Below are 18,408 nucleotides of genomic sequence, written 5' to 3'. Positions count from 1 at the left end.
TCGAGGTCGCGTCGTCGCGGGCGTGCTGGGGAGGGGCGAAGCCGAGATGCGCGCGGGAAAGTGCTTCGCCCCCGAAGGGAGGGCCCGCGACGGTGCGGACGGAGGCGCGGGTGCGGTGACCGCCTACGGTCGCGGCCACCTTCCTTCCAGCTCGCGCCACCGGACCCTCAGGGGGGCGCTGGGGTCCCCGGGGTCCGGCGTCACCAGCTTGCGCCCGCCGTACTCGATGACGTAGGTCGCCCCGTCGCTCTCCACGAACTCGCCGCTCACGGCCGCGGTCCTCTCCATCTCGGCGAGGACCGCGGGCGCGTCGGCGGGGAAAAGTTCGCCGATGCGCCTGGTGCGACGCTTGCCCTCCTCGAGGAGGTAGACGAAGCCGCCTTCGGCGAGGCGCTTGTCCTCGAGCACCTGGTCCCTGCCCGCCTCCCCGGCGAGGGAAGCGAACATGCGGGCCCTCTGCTCGGCCGCCTCCGGGTCCTTGCGGGCCTCCAGCCCGTCGCGCAGGTACGCCAGCAGATTCTCGAAGAAGCGCCGCTGTTCTGCCGTCAATAAGGACCCCTCGTCCACATCCGTACCCCCTTACTCGCCCGGATTTTATAAGGCTCGAGAAAGGGGTACGGAGCCTCGCCGGATCGGTCTGGGTGGCTCCCGTAGAAGTCCTCCGGTCCATCCTCCAGGACCTCTGCTGCCTCCCCGACCTGACGCTCGCGCGCCTCGCGCAGTACGGTGGAGACGATCTTCTCCGTCCTCACCCGCATCTCCCGGCCTACGCGCTTCTGCTCGTCGTCGGCTCATCTCTGCCATGCACAAGGGCCGTAGTCGCGGCGCCATCCGGTCGCGTCCCACGGAGCGTACCGGGCGCCCTCGACCCCTTCGGTGCGTGGGGCCGCGCCGAGGCCGGGCACGCCCGCCCGCTCGATCTCCCCGGGATCTTCGGGTGCGGACGGGGCTCGCTTATCTCGCGCCCGTTCTACGGGGCGCGGGGCCGATCCGGCGCCGCCGTGCCTGTTTAGCGTCTCGCCGGGGTAAGAAGGCCACGAAGGCTGAACCGAGGGGAAGGGAGATCGAGGTGGGGGATAAGGCGCAAAAGCGGCTGTCGTCGTTGCTCGTGGTGGCGACGTTCGTGGCCCTGCAGATCCCGCTGAAGAGGCTCGTCAAGGAGCTGGTGCCCGGCAAGAGGGGACCGAGGGACGACGTGGCGGAGGCGCTGGTGCAGGGCGGCGCGAGGATGAGCGCGGTCGTCCTCGCCTCGACCCTGGTGCGGGCGTTGGCCGGCGGGCGGAGGTCGGCTCGCGGCCAGCGGGGGCCGGCTCGCGGCCAACGAAGGCTGGACCAAGAGCGGATCGTGAGGGAGGGCCGCAGGCGCGGAGGCACCAGGCTGAAGGTGTCGTTCGAGCTTGGCGAGAGGTAGGCGTCGAAGGCCGCTCTGGGGATCTGCTCGTCCCCGACCGCCTGCGCGCCACGGGCACGCGCGAGGACCCAGCCACCGCGACCTTGCCCACCGCGTCTCCTCGGCGGGGGTAACCCTGGTCACTCGTACGACCCCGTAACCCGTACCGGCGTGCTCTCGCCCGTCGGCAGGGTGGGTCTGACCACGCGTCGAGAGGCGTGAAACTGGCGTATCTCCTTCAGCGCTCCCCGACGGGCTACCCCTTCACGAACAGACGCGTGCTACGCTCTTGCATGCACAACGAGGGAAGGATTGCAGCATGATCACCCCCACTCTCATGGAGCACATCAGGAGTATCGGCGACGTCGAGGAGTTGGACCGGCTGCAGGCCGCCATCGAGCTGAGGCGGCGCGAGCTCTCCGGCGACGGGACCACCCGGACCTCGGCCGGCCCCGCGGGCGCCGTGCTGGAGCGCCGCCCGTACGGGAGCGGGGTGCTCCAACTCGAGGCGCAGGACGCAAACGGGCCGTGCTGGTACTTCCACCTTCGCAAGGACGGCGAGCGAAAGATCGTTTACGTCGGCAGGACGGACGAGCCCGAGATCGCGCTCGCCCAGATAAAGGGCGGGATGGGCGGCTGAGGGGACCGGGGCCCCGAAGGACCCCGGCCGCCTTCGGTCGGCGGTGTCCTACTCCTGCTCGCTCTGGAAGCGCGGGACTAGCATCTCCTTGGCGCGCTGGGCGGCCGTCAGGTTGTTCTCGAGTACTGCGCTGAAGAAGTCCACGAGCTCCTGGTCGCCCTCCTGCTGGGCGTCCTGGATGTAGGTCTTCAAGGACTCGATGTTGTCCGAGGAGTGGTAGAGCACGCTGATCAGGTTGTAGTTCTTGTCCTTCGGTTGCCCGGACTGCTCGGTCATGCTTCTCCCTTTGTCGCGGTGAATGGCTGAGCCTGCGTTCTACCCGCGGTCGGAAGACACGCAAACGCCCCCTCGTGCCCACCTCGATCCGTAGTGCCGCCTGGTCTCCTGGCGCGGAGAGAGCGCTCGTACGGGCGGACGGGGACGACGGGTAATGTATGACCAGGGAAGGCCCATGGTCTCCGGAGGATGAACGAACCCGATCGCGAGGGCGTCCCCGCAGAGACCGGCCGGTCCGGACCCTGGTCTCGGTCCGCGCTGCTCCCGTAGAAGCCTTCCGGCCCCTCCCGTAGAGCGTCCGCCGCCTCCCGGCCTGCCGCTCGGGCGCCTCGCGCACCCCTCCCGATCTTCGAGCCCTTTCGGCGCCCGGCCCTATTGACTCTCCCCATGGGGAAGGGTCTATGGTGTTCCTGTGATCGCAAGAGGCCCGTACGGCGAGGGGGGACGATGCTCAGGATCGGCGAGTTTTCCAGGCTGGCGCGGGTGTCGGTCAAGGCCTTGAGGCTCTACGACCGGCTGGGACTGCTGAAACCCGCGCGTACGGACGCCTTCTCCGGCTACCGTTACTACTCCGGCGAGCAGCTGCCGCGCCTGAACGCCATCCTGGCCCTCAAGGACCTCGGCTTCTCGCTGGGGCAAGTGGGGAGGCTTTTGAACGAAGGGCTGTCCCGCGCGCAGATCCGGGCGATGCTCGAGCTTAGGCGGGGAGAGGCGGAGCGAGCGCTGAAAGCGGAGCAGGAGCGGCTCGCGCGGGTGGAGGCGCGGCTCAGGCGGATGGACGGGGAGGGCGGCGTGCCCGGCAGCCACGAGGTGGTCCTGAAAGCGATGGGACCTCAGCGGGTGGCCTCGGTGCGGGAGACGTTGCCGGCCTACTCGGAGGTCGGCAGGCTCTTCGGGGAGCTGCGCGCCTACGCGGAGCGCCACGGGGTACGCCCCTCGGCCTGGGTCTCCGTGTGGCACGACGAGGAGTACAGGGACGAGGACGCGGACGGCGAGGCGGCGTTCGTCGCCGACGGCCCGTTACCCGACGACGGGCGGGTGCGAGAAAGCCTCCTTCCGGCGGTCGAGCACATGGCCGCTACCGTCCATCACGGCCCCTTCGACACCATCGGCGTGGCCTACGCGGCGTTGCTCGCGTGGATAGAAGGCAACGGCTACCGGGTGGCCGGACCCCACCGCGAGGTCTACCTGAGCGGCGGCGAGCAGGGCAACCCCGACTACGTGACCGAGATACAGGTTCCCGTCGAAAAAGCGGAGGGAAGGGAGAGACCGGCATGACTCGGGCAGAGATGAGGAAGGTAGATCTACGCAAAAAGCTCAAGCACCTGTACGGCCCGACGGCGAAGGAGGTCGTAGAGGTGGAGGTCCCGGAGATGCGCTTCCTGATGGTGGACGGCCAGGGGAATCCGAACACATCCGAGGCGTTCAAGGACGCCGTCGAAGCCCTTTACGCCCTCTCCTACGCCCTGAAGTTCGCGGTCAAAAAAGAACAGGGAGTGGACTACGGCGTCATGCCCCTGGAAGGTTTGTGGCAGACCGACGGGCGGCAGGGTTCCTTCGAGGAGATACAGGGAGACAAGGAGGCCTGGAAGTGGACGCTCATGATAATGCAGCCCGAATGGGTGGGCCAGGAGCTCTACGAGAGGGCGCTCGTCTCCGTCGGGCGGAAGAAGAACCTGCCCGGCCTCCGGGGGATCAGGTTCGAGGCGTTCCGCGAAGGCAGGGCGGCACAGGTCATGCACGTCGGCCCGTTCTCCGAGGAAGGGCCGACCATCGAGGGGGTGGTCGCGTTCGTCGCCGAACGCGGCGGCGGCATGCGGGGCAAACACCACGAGATCTATCTCAACGACTTCAGGAGGACGGCCCCCGAGAGGCTCAAGACCGTCGTCCGCCACCCCTTCTGATCACCCCGCCTGCCGAGGAAGATGGGGGTGCCGTCGCCGTGGACGCTGGGGCCGGGGGGCTTGGACCGTGTCCTGCGGCGCACGGTATACTCCGGGACTAAACCATGCGTCCAGGCGCGCCCGCTCCGTCCGTTCGCGGCGCGTCAGCAGAGGAGGATCCGGCTTGGCAAGGCAGAATGTAAAGACGTTATGCCGGGCGCGCAAACTCCCCCTCCTTCACCCTGCTCTCCCTCGACGGTAAGACGGAGCTCAGGTACGGCGCCGCGTAGCGCCTAAGGACCCCCTCGGGCCTCGGCCTCGCGCTTCGCCTTCTCCCTCAGCACGATCTCCCACACCGCGGCGAGGGCGCGCTCCTCGGTCTCGGCCGTGCCCCCGTAGGAGATCTCGGGCGGGGGCGTGGCTCCGGAACACCCGGCCTTCGTCAAGGCGGGCGTCTCCCGGATCACGGCCTACTCGCCCCCCGCCAGCTCTTTCACGGCATCCCGCTTTCTCCGGGTACGTCGTAGAAGCGCGAGTTGAAGGGCAGCGGGGGTGGTTCGTGGCGAGGAGGTTTCTTGCTGTCGGGCAGCGTCCCCTGGTAGATCCTGTGGCCGCACCCCTCGCAATAGACGCACCGTCCGACCTGCCGCCAGCGCCCGTCCTTCTTGCAGTTCGGGCACACGCCGCGCCCGACCTCCTCGGCCCACTCGCGGATGTGGCGGCTCGACTCCTCGCGCCAAGCCTCGGCCTCCTCGCGGGTCGGGTAGTGGGCGGAAGGGCACGCTACGGCCCGGTCGGGGTCTTGCATGCGCAGCAGGCACGGCAGCTTCTTGAGCGCCGGAGGACCGCCCGCTTGCTCGTCGTAGTCGATCCCAGCGCGGCAGCGGTCGTTCATGATGCCGTTGAAGTTGAGGCACTTCTGCTGGTGCTTGCGGATCTCCGCCTCCCGGCGCGCCGCGCTCACCCGCGCCCTCCGGGAAGGGGCAGCCCCTCAGCCTCTTCGACGTGCACGGGGAGGCCCCGTTTCTTCGCTTCCCGGATCATGCTTGCGGTTCCGGACGTCTCTTCGCCTTCGCGCTTTATGACCAGCAGGGCATCCGCGTAGTCGGCCATCTCGCGGTTGCGGATCGGGCCAGCCGCCTTGCCGTGCCTCGTCCAGTCGGCGGGGAAGCTCTTGTAGGGAATGCCGCTCTGCTCGGCATACCACGCGGCAGACGAGTCGACGCCGGTGGCGCCGCCCTCGACGATCTGCGTCACCTCGAAGCCCGACGCAGCGATGGCCTTCTCGACCTGCTCCTCAAGCAACACGAGGTCGCGCGGTCCCGCGATGATCACCTTCACCCGCTACCTCCTCCTCAGCACCGCGAACGCCAGGACGCCCGAGCCCAAGAGGAGGGCCGCGGCGGGCAGGAGGATCGCGGGATCGGTCGTCTCTTGAGCCCGGGCGGCGGTCTCGCAGAGGAGGGGGATCACGCTCAGACCTCCGTGGTCGCGAAGAAGAACGGGGCCGCTTCCTCCCCGCGTTCGGCGAGCCTCATCTCCCACTCCTCCCGGAAGCTCCTGCTGTTCGTCGGGTCCGGGTGGTCGTCCGAGTACCGCAGCCGATCCATCTCCTCCTCGGTCACCTCGCGCACGGGCGTGTCCTCGTCGTCCACGATCTCGGCGTAGCTCAGGCCGGTGAGCCTCGCGTAGGCGCCCAGTACCTCCTCGACGGAGTTCCCGCCCCACCAGTCGTACTCGTTGATCCTGTAGAGCTTCACCGCACGAACCTTTCCTCGCGGGCCACGTCTTCCGCCCTCTCGTAGACTTCCAGGAACCCCTCCGTCGGCATGTAGGTGTAGGCCGGTCGGTGCGCCTCCTCGCGAAAGGAGAGGTTGCGGATCGTGCGCACCCTGAAGCACGGCTCGCCCTTCGTGGGGGCGGTATGAACGACGAGAGAGCCGTTGCTAGCAAAGATCTCTACGTCGTACTCGATCTCCGGCCTGTCCCGGTGGCGGTAGCGGCGCCACGCCGTGCCTCGTTGGCTTGTCGTGGCCTCCGCCTCGCTCATCCCGCTCTCCTCTCGGTAGACGCGGCCCCCTACCTAGGCGGTATGCCGGGACGCACCCCGCGCTCGCCGCGGTCCGGTCCGCCGGTTTTCTCCGTCTCCGCCTTCTTGCCGCTCTCTATGTGCGTGAGGCGGGGCGCGTCGAAGACGTACTCCTCTATCTTGCGGTCCACCACGAGCTCTAGAGCGACGCGCTCGCACGCGTGCTGGTAGAAGTGGACGGAGATCGCGGTCCCCTCAATGCCGGTTTGCTCGTCGCGGTACCTCTCCCCGAGCACTATGTCCGAGCCGTACTGTGTTTCCTTGTCTTTGCCGAAGATGCCCACTGCTTCCTCCTCATCCCCCTCCGGTTTGCGTGCGCGGCCCCCGAGGGAAAGGAGTTCGGGGGCCGTAAAGGGGACGCGGGAGACCGACGGGAGGGGTGATGCGCGGGTCTCCGGTGCGTCCATGGTTGTAAGGTACCAGTGTGACTACAGTGTGTCAACACAATGGACACATATTGCGCCTAACGTGTATACTGCCCGGAAAGGTCAGCGAGGAGGTGCCCATTGCCTTTGGCGTCGGTCAAGGTAAACGGCGGTTTGATAAAGAAGATGCGGGAAGAGCGGGGTTGGGAGCGCAAAGAGTTCGCTGCGCTCGTGGGTGTCTCGGCGGATCGGATCTACAAGATAGAGAAGCTGAAGCAGACTACGCGCCCATTGACCCTGCGGCGCATCGCGGCCGTTTTAGGAGTGCCGCCGCAAGACCTCGCCCGCAACGAGATCGTAGCCTGAGGGCACCCCTTACGACCAGCTGGGGTGCGTCGGCAGCCGCCCCTCGTCTCTTAGCGTGTTGAGGACCGCGATCACGACGTAGGGATGCACCTCGTTGTCCAGGTAGATGCTCGCCGCCCTGTAAGCATCGCCGTTTTCTTCGACGAGGTAAGCGCCGACGATGGCGTGGACCTCGGCGACGCTCACGAAGTCGAAGATCACCCGCTGCATGGCGCGGATCGCGAGGTCGTCCACGGCGTAAAGCCGCCCGTCCATGCATATGACCTTCTCGCCCGACTTCGGGGGCCGCCGGCAGTAGCCGTGTGCCTCGATGATCCTCGCCCGGATCGTGGCCTCCGGTATGCCGATCTGTAGGGCGAGGTAAGCGGAAACCTCGTCTATGACGAAGAGCCCCTCGACCCACCCGCCGCCGAGCTCACGGTGCTCGATCACCGGTACCACTGGCGTTCCCCTCCCTGAGCTTCTCCTCGTCGAGCTCTTCCTTCCTGCGCCTGGCCGCCTCAAGCCCCGCCTCGTTCTCTTCGGTGAGGCCCGGCTCGCTCGGCACCTCAGACGCCGACTCCGCGGCACCCGAAACGTGGTAGTCGATCAGGGCGTCGGGGCCTACGTCGAGAGCCGCCGCGACCTTCTTTATGGTGTCGAACGAGGGCGTGTGCGAGCCCGTTTCCATGCGGGTGATGGTTTGCTTGGCGACGCCGGCCGCCTTCGCTAACGCGTCCTGCGTCCACAGGCGACGAGCCCGCAGGTCCACCACCCTGCCCCTTTTCACCGTGTAGTACGCCGCCACCCGCAACCTCCTGCCCTCTGCGCATAACCTGCCCAAAGGGTAGTCATTCAGTAGGCGCTCCGCAATCACTTCGCCCCCTTTTTAGCGCCAAAAGCACTACTAGACACCAATGTGTGTACGACAAATTACCACTATGAGTAGTAGGCGTCAAATAGGTGTTTACAACGTGGTACCAACATGGTACTCTTCCGGTCATAGCCCAGACGGGCTAGCAGAAAGGGAAAGGGTCCGGCGGCCTGAGAAACCAACACCGGACCCGACAGCCAAGGAGAAGCGGTGAAGCGGAACTCCTCAGCCGAATACTCGACTGTAACACCGTTTACGAGGCCCGGCGTGATCCGTTTGGCCCATTTTCTCCTCCGTTCCCCGGGCAGACCGGCGGCGTAGCCCACCGCCAAAGAAAACGGTCGGCGACCCGGACAGGGGTCCCGACCACGACGGCATAGGAGGTGCCGCATGGAAAGTATACCGACGACGAGGGGCATTGGGGAGGGGATCGCCAGGCGGATACGCTCGGGAATCGCCCTCTTCGCCGACCATCACGAGGGGATGGCCTTTTTGGGCGGCTCGGGGGCGGAGGCGCGCTACTCGGTGCCGTCGCGTTCCCGCCCCGGCCTCAAGAGGTTCGTGAGGCTTTCCGGGGAAGGCGACTCCTGCACCTGCCCGGACTTCTCCTGCTCGGGCCTCGGGTGCTGCGCCCACACGGTGGCGGCCATGATCGCCGACTCGAAGCGCGTCGAGCACCGCGTAGAGGCCCGCCACGACTCCCGCTTCGGCGAGATGTTCGACCTCGTCGAGTACCGGGGCGGCAGGCGCTCCAGAGTGGTCGCGGTGTGCCTCTCCTACAACGACGCCCTCATGGCGAGGATGGACCTCGCCGGTTTCCCCAAGGCGGCGGCGTGAGGCCGCCCCTCGGCCCCGCCCACGACAGGCTCCTCCAGGCCGCAGTGCTCGGCCCCGAGGTCCACGAGGACTTCACGACCTCCGGCCCGCCGGTCTTCGTGGAGATGGTCTGGCTCGCCTCGCGCGACCGCGTCGAGGTTCGGGCCTACGACGCGAACAAGGGGCCGGGCGAGTTGCCGTTCTACTCCGAGGACGCCGAAAGGGTCGTGGACGCGGCGTTCCTTTGGGCAAAGGCCGTCGGGAGCGCGCCGAGGTGGGAGCGCCCGTCGTGACGCCCAAAAGGAGCGCCATGGCGAAGAGCCAACCCGTCAGGGACTGGGGCGACGCGAACAGGAAGATGGAGGCCGAAGGCTGCTGCAGGAACTGCGGCGGCGAGCAAGAACTCCAGAGGGCGCACCTCGTTCCCCGACGCTACGACCCGCTCGTTCGCGGCCCTCGCGGGGCGAGGTTGCGCTACGTTCCGGCCGCCGCCATCTGCCCGCTCTGCCTGTGGTGCCACGCCGACTTCGACCGCGGCAACCTCTCCCTGCTCGGGAAGCTTTTCGTGTCGGAACTGCGTTACGCCATTCGGGTGCTCGGCAAGCACAGGGCCAGAAGACGACTCGGGGGCCGGCGCCTTGGCTAACTCTTCGTGCTTGTGTGGGTGCGGCTCGGCGGTAGCACAACGCCGCCGTAAGGGAGAGGGGCAGCCGATGAGGTTCGGGAGCCTTTTCACCGGCCTCGGCGGCCTCGACCTCGGGCTGGAGCAGGCGGGCATGCAGTGCGCTTGGCAGGTGGAGGTCAACCCTTACTGCCGACGCGTGCTCGAAAAGCACTGGCCGAGCGTGTTCCGCCGCGCCGACGTGAAGGAGGTCGATGGACGAGAACTCGCCCCCGTTGACGTTGTGGCCGGAGGATTCCCCTGCCAACCCGTCAGCCACGCGGGCAAGGGGCTCGGGGAGGAGGACCCCCGCTGGCTCTGGCCCGAGTTCGAGCGCATCCTCGGCGTGGTACGACCCCGCTACGTCGTCGTGGAGAACGTACCAGGGTTGCTTAGGCGGGGGATGGGACGGGTTCTCGGGGGCCTTTCCGCCCTCGGGTACGATGCGGAGTGGGAGACTGTTCCCGCGGCGTCCTTTGGTGCCCCGCACCTCAGATATAGGGTCGTTGTGGTTGCCCACGCCCACGGCGAGCGAGGGCGGCTCGAACAGGTCCTCGTCCCCGGACGCGGCGCGGCGCCCCACGCTCTCGCAGATGGCCAGAGAGGACAGCTTTCCCACCCCCACGAGCAGCATGGCGACCGTCGGCGACATGGAGCAGGCGCGGTTCGCGGGCGACGACCCGAATCGACCGTCTTACGCGGAGGCGAAGGCCTCGTGGCCGACGCCGACCGCGTCGGACTCGGGGAGGGGAAGCGGCACCTTCAAGCGGGGGAACCCGACGCTCACGGGCGCGGTCCGCAAGTACCCGACGCCGACCGTCATGGGCAACCACAACCGCAAGGGGCTCTCCGAGAAGAGCGCGGACGGGCTCGCGACGGTGGTCAAGGAGATGGAGCGGTCGCGGTGGGAGTCGCCCACCGCGACCGACTGGAAGAACCGCGAATCCTCCGATCGGCATTCGGTCTTGCAGAAGGAGGTCGGTGGGCAGCTGAACCCCCGGTGGGTCGAGTGGTTGATGGGTTTCCCGGTCGGGTGGAGCAGCTTAAAGGACTAGGCAACGCGGTGGTCCCCGCGATGGGCCGCTGGGCCGGCTTATGCATCCTGGCCCACGCGGAGGGGAGGGCGTCGTGAAGGCCCCGGAGCGCAAGAAGCCGCGTGGTGTCTGCTCGGGCGGGCGCGAGGTCTGCCCCGCCTGCATGGGCTTCTCGGGACGGACTTTCGGCCCCGAGTGCGGGCTGTGCCGCTCCAAGGGGTCGCTGTTGGTGCTGGTGATCCGGCCCGAGAGGAAGCGGCCGTGAAGCGCACTCCGATAGCCAGGAAGACGCCGATGAAGCGGGGCAAGGGCCCGAGGCGTTCGCCGACGAAGCCGAGCCAGCCGAAGAGGGAGTGGCCGAACGGGAAGCGCGGACCCTGCCTCGTCTGCGGCGACCCGGAGACGCAGCTCGCCCACACGGTGGGGCGCGCCTACCAGGACGACAAGGCGACGAAGCGCCGGAAGGTCGTCCCCGCCGACGCGGTGGTCAACCTCTGCCGCAAGCACCACGCGCTCTACGACGCCCGCCGCCTGTCGCTGCTCGGCCTGCTGACGTTCGCCGAGCTTCGCAACGCAGTCCGGGCGTGTCGGAAGTGGGGCATCGACGCGAGACGGCGGCTCGGGGGAGGTCGGTCGTGAGCCGCCCCGATCTGGTGATCCGCTGTGCCCACGACGACATCCACGGCCACGAGCCCATACGCGGGTGCTTGCGCTGCGGCCTAGAGCAACCCTATTCGGAGCACGGCCACGTCTGCTGCTGGTCGTGCGGCTGGTGCGAGTTCGGGGTGCTCGACAGCATGGGGTGTCCCGAATGCGAAAGGAGGGCCTCTTGAGCAAGACGAGGAGCACCATGAGCCCGGGCGTCGGCAACGCCTGCCCGCGCTGCACGCGGGTCTTCGACACGCCTCGCGGCGTCGCCATACACCTCAGGCGCTCCCACGGCGTCGAGCCAGAGCACGGGACGACGACGGCCTACCGCCAGGGGTGCCGCTGCGAAGCGTGCAGGGAGGGGGCCCGAGAACAGGAGAGGCGCTACGCGCGCCCGGCGAAGCACGGCTCGGCCGTCAGGGCCATAGACGGAGGCACCGAGACCTTGAAGGCGTGTCTTCTGGCCTTCGGGGTGCGGCCGGAGAAGCTCGCCGAGGCCCTAAAGGAGCGCGGCGTCGAGGACCTGCACTGGCCGTTGTGGCTCGCGTCCGGGGAGCTCAGGAAGCATTGCCGCTGCGAGGCTCCGCGAGAGATCGCCGAAGAGATGCGGGAGGCGTCGTGAGCCGCAGGGGAGGCGACCGGGTCGCGGTCTTCGCGCTGGCGGCCCTGGAGGAGCGCGGGAGGCGCGAGGGCAGGGAGGGGCGCCCGTTCTCGCCCCCTCCGATGAGGGCGAGCCAAGCCCAGCACGCGGCGTACCGCCTCAGTTTTCACGCCGGCATGGACGAGAGAAAGGCGGGGGTCCGGTGACCAAAAGGCGTAGCGGGCGCGAGCTTAGGCCGGAGGAGGACGGCAACCTCGCGGTGGCGCTCTTGCTCGCGCCGATGCTCGGGGCGCTCCTCATGGCGCTGTGGAACGCTGGCGCAGGCGATTGGAGCGAGGCATCCGCGTGGGGGATCGCGGTGGTGTTCTTGTGCAGGTGGCTGGACGAAAAGGAGAAGAAGCATGGCTAGCGAGCTCGCGGTCATAGAGGGCGGCGGCGCCCCGGCGAGGGGCACGGTGAACCTCATAGAGGTGGCGAAGCAGGCGGAGGCGGCGAAGAGTCTGGGGGCGACGCAGATCAAGAGCGGGCTTTTGCCGCAGTCCATCACGAAGCCCGAGCAGGCGATGGCGATACTCCTCACGGCGCGCGAGCTCGGCCTCCAGCCGATGTTCGCCCTCAAGAACATCACGGTCATACAGGGCACGCCCGCGCCCTCCGAGCAGGCGCTCGGGGTCCTGGTGAGGCGCGCGGGCCACAAGATGCGCGTCGTCGAGTCCACGAACGAAAGCTGCACCGTCGAGGGGGTGCGCGCCGACGACCCGCGCCACCCCCAGCGCGTCACGTTCACCGTCGAGGACGCCAGAAGGGCGGGGCTCCTCGGCAAGAGCTCGTGGAAGAACTACACGCGTGCGATGCTCAGGGCCCGCGCCAAAACCGAGCTGGGCCGGAGCATGTTCGAGGACGCCTTGGCCGGACTCGCGTACTCGGTCGAGGAGTTGGGCGCGGAGGTGAACGAGGACGGCGAACTCCTCTCGATGCCGGAGTCGCGTAACCCCGAGCCGGACGGCCGCGAAGCGCACACTCAGCAGGAGGAAGACGGGGGGCCGGTCGAGGACGCAGAGGTCGTCGAGGAGGGGCCGGCCTCCGAGAGGCAGTCCGGCTACCTCAAGGGCCTGATGCGCGACCTCAAGGTCAACCGCGAGAAGATCGAGGAGCGCCACGGACCCGTAGAGGAGTGGCCCGCGAGCAAGGTGAGCTCGTGGATCGAGAGCCTCCAGGAGCGCAAGCGCGTTAAGGAGGAGGCGCCCGCCGTCGAGGAGACGAGCGCGGACGACGAGGAGGCCGTCCCCGACTTCGGCGACATGAAGGGGGCCGCGCAGGACGTCCCGAAGGCGGTGAGGCCCGCGAGGAAGAGCCAGAAGGACCTCGTCCGCCAGCTCGCCAAGGACCTCGCGGGCGTCGAGGACGGGTCGGAGCGTTTGGAGGAGCGGCGCGGGATCTCGATCGACGAGCTCTCCTTCGACGAGGCGAACGAGCTCATAGACGAGCTGAGCCCGGAGGACGGGTAGGGTGATCGGTCCGGTCCTGAAGTATCCGGGTGCGAAGTGGCGCCTCGCCGACTGGATCATCGCCCACATGCCCCGCCACGAGGTCTACGTCGAGCCCTTCTTCGGCTCCGGCGCGGTCTTCTTCCGCAAGGACCCGTGCCGCCTGGAGACGATCAACGACGCCTACGGCGACGTCGTCAACCTCTTCCGCGTGCTGCGCGACTCGCCCGACGAGCTCGCCCGCCTCGTGGAGCTGACGCCGTGGTCGAGGGAGGAGTACGAGCTCTCGTACGACCGCGAGGAATCCCTCGGGCCCGTCGAGAGGGCGCGCCGTTTCCTGGTGAGGACCTGGCAGGGGCACGGCTCCGCGGCGGACCAGTACAAGAACGGCTGGCGCGTCGTGAGGGCGAGCGAGAAGGCGCCGACGCACGTCCCCTACAGGCAGTGGCGCGACAACCTCCCGCCGAGGATCGCCGCCGCGGCGGCGCGGCTCAAGGGGGCGCAGATCGAGTCCCGCCCCGCCGTCGAGGTGATCGGGGGCTTCCGGCGCCCGGAGGTCCTCGTCTACGCCGACCCGCCCTACGTGTCCTCGACGATGGAGCGGCGCAAAGGGCGCAAGGTCTACGAGCACGAGATGACCGACGAGGAGCACGAGGAGCTGCTGGCGGTGCTGGCCGAGCACCCGGGGTCGGTGCTGCTGTCGGGATACGACCACCCAATCTACCGGCGCATGGAGGGCGAGCACGACTGGGTTCGCGCGTCCAAGCGGGCGCTGGCCGAGAAGGGGCAGGTGAGGACCGAGGTCCTGTGGATCAACCCGGTCGCCGCGAAGGCATTGGGAGGGAGGCTGTTTTGAGCGGCGAGAGGCCGGTATTGAGGGCCGTCGAGGAGACGCCCGACACGAAGCTCCCAGATAGGCGCAGGGACGCCCTGAAGGCGCTGGTGCGTTACGTCGAGGAGGGCTCGGATCAGCACGAGCTCATGTACCTCGCGGGCGCGTTCGAGGACGCCGCGCGGAGGAAGGCGGGCCGGTCGTGAGCGTGCAGCAGATGTCGCTCGTGTGGGGCCTGGACCTGCCCCCGAACCAGAAGCTCGTGCTCCTCGCCTACGCCGACCACGCCGACGACGACGGCGAGCACGTCTACCCGTCGCTCGGGCGCGTGGCCCTTAAGACCGGCTACAGCCGCGACCAGGTCAGGCGCGTAACCCGCGAGCTCGAGGACGGCGACCTCATGGAGCCCGTAGAGCAGAAGGACCCCGACAACAACAGGCCGAGGAGGTGGCGCCTGACCCTCGGAGGGGTAGCAAATTGCCCCCCTCCGAGGGCCGAAGGGGGGTGGCAATATGCAACGGGGGGGTGGCAAACAGCCCTCCCCCCCAGGGGCAAATGACCCCCCCGGGGCAGGGGCGCCGGTGCCACCCGAACCGTCAGGAGTAACCGTCAGTGAACCGTCAGGGAGCGCGCGCGAGGAGAACCAAGGGCCGAAGCTCTCCTGCCTCGACGAGGAAACGCGCCTCACCGTCGAGGCCCTCCTCTCGGTGAAGGGCTGGGACAAGCCCGAGGCGAAGACGCTCGAGCTCGTCGCCGACGTGCGGAGGACCTACCCCGGCGTCGACGCCTTGGCGACCGCGACCTCGCTCGCGTTCAAGGTGAGGACCGGCGCGGCAGGGCCTTACAAGAAGCCGAGCCGCACCTTCGCTAACTGGGCGGCGTCCGACGCCGCCAGGGCCGCCGAGCGGGACGGCGACGAACGGCCCCGTGCCCGCGGCAGGAAGAGGGTGCTGTGACGGGGCGAGTCTCGGCGGCGGGGGAGCCCGCCTTCGACCTGGACGCAGAGCGGGCCGTCCTCGGGGCGTGCCTCGTGAGCAACGCCGCCCTCTCGCGCCTCGTCGGGGAGCTCGAGGCCGAGGACTTCTGGCGGGAGGGCCATCGGGTCTTGTGGGAGGCGATCCGCGCCGCCGCCCGCGAGCACGACGAGATCGACCACCTCCTCGTCGCCGAGAAGCTGCCGAAGGGCAAGGACTACCGCGGCGCCCTGTTCTCCCTCATCGAGAGCGTCCCGACCGCCGTCAACGCCTTCCGCTACGCCGAGATCGTCCTCTCCGCGAGCCGCGCGAGGCGGGCGCTGGCGGCGGCGGACAGGCTGAAGGAGGCGTGCCTCTCCGGGGAGCCGGAGACGTACGAGAGCGCCCCCGAGAGGGCGATGGCCGAGCTCGAGGGCGTCGTGAGGCGCGACCCGAAGGGCGGGGCGAGGGCCATAGCGGAGGGCGTCGACGACTTGGTCGCTTGGCTCGACGAGGCGCGCGAGCACGGCGGCGTCACGGGCCTGAGGACCGGCATCCCGAAGCTCGATCGGGCGGTGAAGGGCCTGAACCCCGGCAGGCTCTACCTCGTCGCCGGCCGCCCCGGCGCCGGGAAGTCGCTCCTCTGCGCGCAGATCGCGGCGACGGTCGCGAGGCAGGGCAAGAGGGTCCTGCTCCAGAGCCCCGAGATGGGGCTCGAGGATTACTTGAGGAGGCTCGCCACCGCCTCGGCCGGGGTCTCGGGCGAGCGGGTGGAGGAGGGGAAGATCACGCACGAGGAGGCGAAGCGCATCGTCCGGGAGGCGACGAAGCTCGCCGGGTGCGCCCTCTACGTCGACGACCGGGGGACGCAGACCGTCGCCGACGTGAGGCGCAACGTCTTGAGGTACGAGCCCGACCTCCTCGTCGTCGACTACCTCCAGAGGCTCATGCCCGAGCCCGAGGCGAGGGAGGCGTCGAGCTACGAGCAGGTCTCGAGGATCTCCTTCGACCTCGACCGGATCAAGAAGGACTTCGGCATACCCGTCGTCGCGGCGGCGCAACTCTCCCGCGCCAACGAGCAGCGCGGCGGCAAGCATAAGCGGCCGATCCTCTCCGATCTGAGGGCGAGCGGGCAAATCGAGCAGGACGCCGACGTCGTCGCCATGCTGTTCCGGACGAGCCACTACGAGGACGCCCCCGAGGACGAGCTCGAGATCGCGCTCGAGAAGAACCGCCACGGCTCCCTGTTCGAGGCCACGCTCTACCTCGACGCGGGCCTCTGGATCTCCGACGGCAGGAGGTTCTCGGCGTGAGCCCGATCGGCTACGGTAGGCCGCCGGGTCGGCGCCCCAAGACCGACGGCCGCGTCGAGGGCTGGTACGGTCGCCGCGCCGCCCGCCACTTCGCCGACCCGGTGAGCGTGGCCTTCGTCGACCTGCTCGCCCGTCGGGCCCGCGCCGGGGACCGCGAAGCGCTCGAGGAGCTCGCCGGCCACCTCGGCGGGATAGCGGAGGCCCTGGCCGCCAAGCACGCGGGCGCCGCGATGGTCAGGGGGGTGGAGCGCGACGACGCGAGGCAGGAGGCGATGGCGGCGATGCTCGCGGGCCTCGGGACGTGGCGGCCGGAGAAGTCCTCGTTCCGCTCCTACGCCTTCTCCTGCGCCCGCTTCGCCGTCCTCGACCTCCTCAACGCGTCTTACGCGGCGCACGTGCCGAGGGGCCTCGCCTACGGCTCGCCCGGCACCCCCGCCAAAGACGCCGGGCGCCTTCGCCCCTACGCCAGGGCGCAGCTCGAGGCCGCGACGTCCGCCGCGTCGAGCCTCCAATCCATGCGCTCCGCGGACGGGCCCGAAGGCGGCGGTCGCTACGAGGGGTGGGTGGTGTCGAGCGAAAAGGGCTACGAGGAGGCGCTCGGGTCGCTCGCCCTGCGCCAGATCCTCGGCAAGGCCTGGTACATGCTCACCGCCCGCGAGCGGCAGGCCGTCGTCGCGCGGTTCGGCCTCGGCGAGGGGGCCGAGGAGAAGAAGCTCGTCGAGGTCGCCGAGGAGATGGGCCTCTCCAACGAGCGCGCCCGCCAGTGCGTCCTCTCGGGCCTCAAAAAGCTCAGGAGGGTCGCGTGAGCGAGGCGAGGAGGCTCTTCGAGCACCAACAACGGCAGTCGAGCCCGACGCGGGCCGCCGGACGGCTCAGGCTCGCAGAGGAGCCCGCGAACGCCCCGAAGCCCGACGCGACGACGGTGCGGCTGGTGCGGGACGGCTGGGACTACCAGATCCGCTGCGGGAAGCTGATCTACAGGCACGAGGAGGTCTTCGGAGGGGCTTGGTACGGCGCGGAGATGGCGATGCGGATCAACGACGAGAGGAAGGGGAGCAGATGAGCTTCAGGCTGGCGAGGAAGGCGCAGGAGGTCGCGGACCGGCTGATCGGCGAACACCACGGACACCTCCAGGGAGTCACGGTTACGGCGGTGTTCGTCGACAAGGTGCCGACGTCGAAGGGGCGGCAGGTCTGGGCGAGGGCGAAGAAGATCGGGGGGCTGAACGCCTTTTTGATCTTCGCCGAGTCGGTCCGGCGCTTCGCCAGCCCGACCGAGGCCCACGAGTACGGCGACCAGCCGCACGACCTCTTCGTCCTGGAGGTCGCCGAGGACGCGTGGAGCAAGCTGACGGAGGAGGGCAGGGAGGCGCTGATCGACGAGGCTTTGTGCTCCTGCGAGATCGAGTGGGACGAGGAGGGCAACACGAAGCTGGCGGTGGTCGGGCCGGACGTCTCGGGCTTTCGCGACGTGGTGAAGAGGCACGGGCTCTGGCGCGAGGACCTGGAGGAGTTCGTGAGGGCCGGGGTCGAGCAGCTCTCCCTCGACGCGGTCGACGAGGCCGGGGGCGTCCAGGAGGAGGGCGGCGGCGAGGATGCGCTAGACCGCGCTACGCCGGACGGGGGTGGGGTCAGGGCCACCCTGGAGCACAACGGCCGGGTCGTCGACGTGCACACCGGCGAGGTGCTGGCCGGCGGGAGGTCCTCGTGAGGCTGGACGACGCGCAGTTGCGGGGAACCCCTCTGCCGATGTCGCGCGGAGAGCGGGGCGTGGTGATGTGCACGATATCCGAGGTCGAGTACGCGGGAGGGAGCGGAGCTTGATACGAAAGATGGACAAGCGCGGTTGGTACTGGACGCCCTACACCGAGCGGTTCGACCACGGCGGCTGGGTGTTTTTCGACTGGCGGGAGCCGTGGGCCACGGCGCGTTGGCTCTTCCGCTTCTGGCGGGGGGCGCCGGGGGCGAGCTGGTACAACCCGTCGCGTCGGCGCCACGGTCCCATCCGTTACGTCCTCTTCTGCGCCTGGGATGCGGCCGCGCGCACCGGGCGCCAGACGCGCAAGGACTACCGCCTCTGGCGCATGGTGTACGGACCCCGCCGGGCGGCGTACAAGATCCTACCCGAGATAGGAGTCTTGGCGCGGCTGGAGTCACGCATGTTCTGGCGGCGCGTGAGGCGGGGCTCGTGGTGGGGATAGC

At 68.8% G+C, this 18,408-nt stretch carries 36 protein-coding genes and 1 pseudogene; 25 read left to right on the top strand and 12 right to left on the bottom strand.

Annotated elements, in window-relative coordinates:
* Nucleotides 1–123 precede the first annotated feature (123 nt).
* Nucleotides 124–549 carry a hypothetical protein gene (locus tag GBA65_RS15460; protein WP_166397325.1) on the bottom strand — a complete coding sequence of 142 codons (426 nt, stop codon included), beginning with the start codon at nt 547–549 and terminating at the stop codon, nt 124–126.
* Complete coding sequence (locus GBA65_RS15455; protein WP_166397324.1) at nt 546–752, bottom strand: hypothetical protein; 207 nt, start codon at nt 750–752, stop codon at nt 546–548. The genes GBA65_RS15460 and GBA65_RS15455 overlap by 4 nt, the downstream gene beginning before the upstream one ends.
* 317 nt (nt 753–1,069) lie before the next feature.
* Here GBA65_RS15455 and GBA65_RS15450 point away from each other — a divergent pair, with 317 nt between their 5' ends.
* The gene (locus tag GBA65_RS15450) at nt 1,070–1,411 is read left to right on the top strand and encodes a hypothetical protein (RefSeq protein ID WP_166397323.1); all 342 of its coding nucleotides are present in this window, start codon (nt 1,070–1,072) and stop codon (nt 1,409–1,411) included.
* 298 nt (nt 1,412–1,709) lie between these two features.
* On the top strand, nt 1,710–2,030 hold the full coding sequence (locus tag GBA65_RS15445; RefSeq protein WP_166397322.1) for a hypothetical protein: 321 nt from the start codon (nt 1,710–1,712) through the stop codon (nt 2,028–2,030).
* A gap of 48 nt (nt 2,031–2,078) precedes the next feature.
* Here the strand turns inward: GBA65_RS15445 and GBA65_RS15440 are convergent, their stop codons facing one another.
* Entirely contained in the window at nt 2,079–2,306 is a 228-nt protein-coding gene (locus tag GBA65_RS15440) for a hypothetical protein (RefSeq protein ID WP_166397321.1), read from the bottom strand.
* A 447-nt stretch (nt 2,307–2,753) separates the two neighbouring features.
* Between GBA65_RS15440 and GBA65_RS15435 the strand changes: the two genes are divergently transcribed.
* Both GBA65_RS15435 and GBA65_RS15430 read left to right on the top strand, forming a co-directional pair.
* Nucleotides 2,754–3,584 (top strand): MerR family transcriptional regulator, encoded by an 831-nt coding sequence (locus tag GBA65_RS15435; protein WP_166397320.1) that lies wholly within the window; start codon nt 2,754–2,756, stop codon nt 3,582–3,584.
* Nucleotides 3,581–4,210, top strand: coding sequence for a GyrI-like domain-containing protein (locus GBA65_RS15430; RefSeq protein WP_207955811.1), 630 nt, complete (start codon nt 3,581–3,583; stop codon nt 4,208–4,210). The genes GBA65_RS15435 and GBA65_RS15430 overlap by 4 nt, the downstream gene beginning before the upstream one ends.
* A gap of 272 nt (nt 4,211–4,482) precedes the next feature.
* Here GBA65_RS15430 and GBA65_RS15425 read toward each other — a convergent pair whose 3' ends face one another.
* Genes GBA65_RS15425 through GBA65_RS15400 form a run of 7 tightly spaced genes read right to left on the bottom strand, consistent with a single transcriptional unit; the run spans nt 4,483 to nt 6,562 of the window.
* Nucleotides 4,483–4,635 (bottom strand): hypothetical protein, encoded by a 153-nt coding sequence (locus GBA65_RS15425; RefSeq protein WP_166397319.1) that lies wholly within the window; start codon nt 4,633–4,635, stop codon nt 4,483–4,485.
* Nucleotides 4,636–4,682: 47 nt separating this feature from the next.
* Entirely contained in the window at nt 4,683–5,153 is a 471-nt protein-coding gene (locus GBA65_RS15420; protein ID WP_166397318.1) for a hypothetical protein, read from the bottom strand.
* On the bottom strand, nt 5,150–5,530 hold the full coding sequence (locus GBA65_RS15415; protein ID WP_166397317.1) for an SLOG family protein: 381 nt from the start codon (nt 5,528–5,530) through the stop codon (nt 5,150–5,152). Before GBA65_RS15415 ends, GBA65_RS15420 begins: the two co-directional genes overlap by 4 nt.
* A gap of 3 nt (nt 5,531–5,533) precedes the next feature.
* Nucleotides 5,534–5,662 carry a hypothetical protein gene (locus tag GBA65_RS25390; protein WP_266096499.1) on the bottom strand — a complete coding sequence of 43 codons (129 nt, stop codon included), beginning with the start codon at nt 5,660–5,662 and terminating at the stop codon, nt 5,534–5,536.
* Between the two features lie 2 nt (nt 5,663–5,664).
* On the bottom strand, nt 5,665–5,949 hold the full coding sequence (locus GBA65_RS15410; RefSeq protein ID WP_166397316.1) for a hypothetical protein: 285 nt from the start codon (nt 5,947–5,949) through the stop codon (nt 5,665–5,667).
* The gene (locus GBA65_RS15405) at nt 5,946–6,239 is read right to left on the bottom strand and encodes a hypothetical protein (RefSeq protein WP_166397315.1); all 294 of its coding nucleotides are present in this window, start codon (nt 6,237–6,239) and stop codon (nt 5,946–5,948) included. Before GBA65_RS15405 ends, GBA65_RS15410 begins: the two co-directional genes overlap by 4 nt.
* A 29-nt stretch (nt 6,240–6,268) precedes the next feature.
* Nucleotides 6,269–6,562, bottom strand: a complete 294-nt coding sequence (locus GBA65_RS15400; RefSeq protein WP_166397314.1) for a hypothetical protein — start codon at nt 6,560–6,562, stop codon at nt 6,269–6,271.
* Between the two features lie 222 nt (nt 6,563–6,784).
* On the opposite strand from GBA65_RS15400, the gene GBA65_RS15395 reads away from it, so the two are divergent.
* Nucleotides 6,785–7,009 (top strand): helix-turn-helix domain-containing protein, encoded by a 225-nt coding sequence (locus GBA65_RS15395; protein WP_166397313.1) that lies wholly within the window; start codon nt 6,785–6,787, stop codon nt 7,007–7,009.
* Nucleotides 7,010–7,018: 9 nt separating this feature from the next.
* On the opposite strand, the gene GBA65_RS15390 is transcribed toward GBA65_RS15395, so the two are convergent.
* Complete coding sequence (locus GBA65_RS15390; RefSeq protein WP_166397312.1) at nt 7,019–7,450, bottom strand: hypothetical protein; 432 nt, start codon at nt 7,448–7,450, stop codon at nt 7,019–7,021.
* Nucleotides 7,425–7,796 carry a helix-turn-helix transcriptional regulator gene (locus GBA65_RS15385; protein WP_166397311.1) on the bottom strand — a complete coding sequence of 124 codons (372 nt, stop codon included), beginning with the start codon at nt 7,794–7,796 and terminating at the stop codon, nt 7,425–7,427. The genes GBA65_RS15390 and GBA65_RS15385 overlap by 26 nt, the downstream gene beginning before the upstream one ends.
* Nucleotides 7,797–8,252: 456 nt before the next feature.
* On the opposite strand from GBA65_RS15385, the gene GBA65_RS15380 reads away from it, so the two are divergent.
* The 20 genes and pseudogenes from GBA65_RS15380 (at nt 8,253) to GBA65_RS15290 (ending at nt 18,407) form a co-directional block, all read left to right on the top strand.
* Complete coding sequence (locus GBA65_RS15380; protein ID WP_166397310.1) at nt 8,253–8,699, top strand: hypothetical protein; 447 nt, start codon at nt 8,253–8,255, stop codon at nt 8,697–8,699.
* Nucleotides 8,696–8,971 (top strand): hypothetical protein, encoded by a 276-nt coding sequence (locus tag GBA65_RS15375; RefSeq protein ID WP_166397309.1) that lies wholly within the window; start codon nt 8,696–8,698, stop codon nt 8,969–8,971. Before GBA65_RS15380 ends, GBA65_RS15375 begins: the two co-directional genes overlap by 4 nt.
* A gap of 17 nt (nt 8,972–8,988) precedes the next feature.
* Nucleotides 8,989–9,324 carry a hypothetical protein gene (locus GBA65_RS15370; protein ID WP_166397308.1) on the top strand — a complete coding sequence of 112 codons (336 nt, stop codon included), beginning with the start codon at nt 8,989–8,991 and terminating at the stop codon, nt 9,322–9,324.
* A gap of 67 nt (nt 9,325–9,391) precedes the next feature.
* A pseudogene (locus GBA65_RS26605) lies at nt 9,392–9,814 on the top strand (DNA cytosine methyltransferase); the annotation flags it as partial.
* 37 nt (nt 9,815–9,851) lie between these two features.
* Entirely contained in the window at nt 9,852–10,394 is a 543-nt protein-coding gene (locus tag GBA65_RS24505) for a hypothetical protein (protein WP_228281378.1), read from the top strand.
* Between the two features lie 73 nt (nt 10,395–10,467).
* Nucleotides 10,468–10,638: a hypothetical protein gene (locus tag GBA65_RS15360; protein WP_166397306.1), complete on the top strand. Its 171-nt coding sequence runs from the start codon at nt 10,468–10,470 to the stop codon at nt 10,636–10,638.
* Nucleotides 10,635–11,012, top strand: a complete 378-nt coding sequence (locus tag GBA65_RS15355; protein WP_166397305.1) for a hypothetical protein — start codon at nt 10,635–10,637, stop codon at nt 11,010–11,012. Before GBA65_RS15360 ends, GBA65_RS15355 begins: the two co-directional genes overlap by 4 nt.
* Nucleotides 11,013–11,202: 190 nt before the next feature.
* The gene (locus GBA65_RS15350; protein WP_166397304.1) at nt 11,203–11,643 is read left to right on the top strand and encodes a hypothetical protein; all 441 of its coding nucleotides are present in this window, start codon (nt 11,203–11,205) and stop codon (nt 11,641–11,643) included.
* A complete protein-coding gene (locus tag GBA65_RS15345) occupies nt 11,640–11,828 on the top strand; it encodes a hypothetical protein (protein WP_166397303.1) in 189 nt (62 codons plus the stop codon). Before GBA65_RS15350 ends, GBA65_RS15345 begins: the two co-directional genes overlap by 4 nt.
* Nucleotides 11,825–12,031 (top strand): hypothetical protein, encoded by a 207-nt coding sequence (locus tag GBA65_RS15340; RefSeq protein WP_166397302.1) that lies wholly within the window; start codon nt 11,825–11,827, stop codon nt 12,029–12,031. Before GBA65_RS15345 ends, GBA65_RS15340 begins: the two co-directional genes overlap by 4 nt.
* A complete protein-coding gene (locus GBA65_RS15335; protein WP_166397301.1) occupies nt 12,024–13,130 on the top strand; it encodes a recombinase family protein in 1,107 nt (368 codons plus the stop codon). The genes GBA65_RS15340 and GBA65_RS15335 overlap by 8 nt, the downstream gene beginning before the upstream one ends.
* Before the next feature lies 1 nt (nt 13,131).
* Nucleotides 13,132–13,965 (top strand): DNA adenine methylase, encoded by an 834-nt coding sequence (locus GBA65_RS15330; RefSeq protein WP_207955810.1) that lies wholly within the window; start codon nt 13,132–13,134, stop codon nt 13,963–13,965.
* Nucleotides 13,962–14,147 carry a hypothetical protein gene (locus GBA65_RS15325; protein WP_166397300.1) on the top strand — a complete coding sequence of 62 codons (186 nt, stop codon included), beginning with the start codon at nt 13,962–13,964 and terminating at the stop codon, nt 14,145–14,147. Before GBA65_RS15330 ends, GBA65_RS15325 begins: the two co-directional genes overlap by 4 nt.
* On the top strand, nt 14,144–14,500 hold the full coding sequence (locus GBA65_RS15320; RefSeq protein WP_166397299.1) for a helix-turn-helix domain-containing protein: 357 nt from the start codon (nt 14,144–14,146) through the stop codon (nt 14,498–14,500). Before GBA65_RS15325 ends, GBA65_RS15320 begins: the two co-directional genes overlap by 4 nt.
* 22 nt (nt 14,501–14,522) lie before the next feature.
* Nucleotides 14,523–14,897, top strand: a complete 375-nt coding sequence (locus GBA65_RS15315; RefSeq protein ID WP_166397298.1) for a hypothetical protein — start codon at nt 14,523–14,525, stop codon at nt 14,895–14,897.
* Nucleotides 14,894–16,207 carry a replicative DNA helicase gene (locus tag GBA65_RS15310; protein ID WP_166397297.1) on the top strand — a complete coding sequence of 438 codons (1,314 nt, stop codon included), beginning with the start codon at nt 14,894–14,896 and terminating at the stop codon, nt 16,205–16,207. The genes GBA65_RS15315 and GBA65_RS15310 overlap by 4 nt, the downstream gene beginning before the upstream one ends.
* Nucleotides 16,204–17,013 carry a sigma-70 family RNA polymerase sigma factor gene (locus GBA65_RS15305; RefSeq protein ID WP_166397296.1) on the top strand — a complete coding sequence of 270 codons (810 nt, stop codon included), beginning with the start codon at nt 16,204–16,206 and terminating at the stop codon, nt 17,011–17,013. Before GBA65_RS15310 ends, GBA65_RS15305 begins: the two co-directional genes overlap by 4 nt.
* Nucleotides 17,010–17,270 (top strand): hypothetical protein, encoded by a 261-nt coding sequence (locus GBA65_RS15300; protein WP_166397295.1) that lies wholly within the window; start codon nt 17,010–17,012, stop codon nt 17,268–17,270. The genes GBA65_RS15305 and GBA65_RS15300 overlap by 4 nt, the downstream gene beginning before the upstream one ends.
* A complete protein-coding gene (locus tag GBA65_RS15295) occupies nt 17,267–17,917 on the top strand; it encodes a putative metallopeptidase (protein ID WP_166397294.1) in 651 nt (216 codons plus the stop codon). The genes GBA65_RS15300 and GBA65_RS15295 overlap by 4 nt, the downstream gene beginning before the upstream one ends.
* Nucleotides 17,918–18,026: 109 nt before the next feature.
* Nucleotides 18,027–18,407: a hypothetical protein gene (locus GBA65_RS15290; RefSeq protein ID WP_166397293.1), complete on the top strand. Its 381-nt coding sequence runs from the start codon at nt 18,027–18,029 to the stop codon at nt 18,405–18,407.
* Nucleotide 18,408 lies beyond the last annotated feature (1 nt).

The organism is Rubrobacter marinus (genome assembly GCF_011492965.1).
GTDB lineage: Bacteria > Actinomycetota > Rubrobacteria > Rubrobacterales > Rubrobacteraceae > Rubrobacter_F > Rubrobacter_F marinus.
This window is presented reverse-complemented; position numbering and strand designations above follow the sequence as displayed.

Bases quoted from the DNA above. Each gene is read 5' to 3' on its own strand.
- GBA65_RS15445 (WP_166397322.1), top strand. From the start codon at position 1,710: ATGATCACCCCCACTCTCATGGAGCACATCAGGAGTATCGGCGACGTC.
- GBA65_RS15440 (WP_166397321.1), bottom strand. From the start codon at position 2,306: ATGACCGAGCAGTCCGGGCAACCGAAGGACAAGAACTACAACCTGATC.
- GBA65_RS15435 (WP_166397320.1), top strand. From the start codon at position 2,754: ATGCTCAGGATCGGCGAGTTTTCCAGGCTGGCGCGGGTGTCGGTCAAG.
- GBA65_RS15430 (WP_207955811.1), top strand. From the start codon at position 3,581: ATGACTCGGGCAGAGATGAGGAAGGTAGATCTACGCAAAAAGCTCAAG.
- GBA65_RS15405 (WP_166397315.1), bottom strand. From the start codon at position 6,239: ATGAGCGAGGCGGAGGCCACGACAAGCCAACGAGGCACGGCGTGGCGC.
- GBA65_RS15380 (WP_166397310.1), top strand. From the start codon at position 8,253: ATGGAAAGTATACCGACGACGAGGGGCATTGGGGAGGGGATCGCCAGG.
- GBA65_RS15370 (WP_166397308.1), top strand. From the start codon at position 8,989: ATGGCGAAGAGCCAACCCGTCAGGGACTGGGGCGACGCGAACAGGAAG.
- GBA65_RS15335 (WP_166397301.1), top strand. From the start codon at position 12,024: ATGGCTAGCGAGCTCGCGGTCATAGAGGGCGGCGGCGCCCCGGCGAGG.
- GBA65_RS15295 (WP_166397294.1), top strand. From the start codon at position 17,267: ATGAGCTTCAGGCTGGCGAGGAAGGCGCAGGAGGTCGCGGACCGGCTG.